The sequence below is a fragment of the Kurthia huakuii LAM0618 genome, from assembly GCF_000505545.1.
In the GTDB taxonomy this organism is placed as follows: Bacteria; Bacillota; Bacilli; order Bacillales_A; family Planococcaceae; genus Kurthia; species Kurthia huakuii.
In genome coordinates, this window is record NZ_AYTB01000055.1 from 1 (window position 1) to 768 (window position 768).

Genomic DNA, 768 nt, shown 5'->3' on the forward strand with positions numbered 1-768 from the left:
ATTGTCGGGAATTGCGTTTGGGAAGTCGAATGAGCGAAGAATATCAACAAATTGAAGCAGAAACACATGAAGAGTTTTTACTGAAGCTCTTAGCAATAGAAGTTGGACACCGCGAAGTCGCACGGACAAATCGATTAATTAAAAATGCGAATTTCGATATCATTAAGACATACGAAAATTATGATTTTACCCGAGTTTCATTACCGGCCAGTATCAATCTTACTACAATTCAAACAGGTAGTTTTATTGAAGCAAAACAAAATTTGATTCTTTATGGACCATCTGGCGTAGGAAAGACTCATTTAGCAACCGCCATAGGCGTGGAACAATGTCATCAAGGGAAAATAGTGAAGTTTTATCGCACTGCCGCTTTAGTAAACGAACTTATTGAAGCAAAGCAGGAAGGACGGCTCGCTAAGTTCTTAAAAACAATTGAGAAAGCAGATTTATTAATTTGTGACGAGTGGGGATTTTTGCCTCTTAGTCAAGAAGGTGCGCAATTATTATTTCAAGTTGTATCAGCGTGTTATGAGCGTAAGAGTCTGATTTTAACAACCAATCTGGAATTCAGTAAATGGTCGACCATCTTCTATGATGAAAAATTAACCGCTGCATTAATTGATCGATTAGTTCATCATAGTCACCTTATTGCATTTCAGGGTCCAAGTTATAGATATCAACATTCTAGTATAAATCTCTAAACTAAATAACCGAAGGGTGCTGGAATTTTAGTTTGCATTTTGAAGGAATTTTATCTTGCATAATACA

Annotated in this window: 1 protein-coding gene; it reads left to right on the forward strand. The window is 36.3% G+C overall.

Annotated elements, in window-relative coordinates; genetic code table 11:
* On the forward strand, positions 1-701 hold a 701-nt coding region (istB, locus tag V514_RS0118600), incomplete at its 5' end, for an IS21-like element helper ATPase IstB (RefSeq protein ID WP_029501256.1).
* Positions 702-768 lie beyond the last annotated feature (67 nt).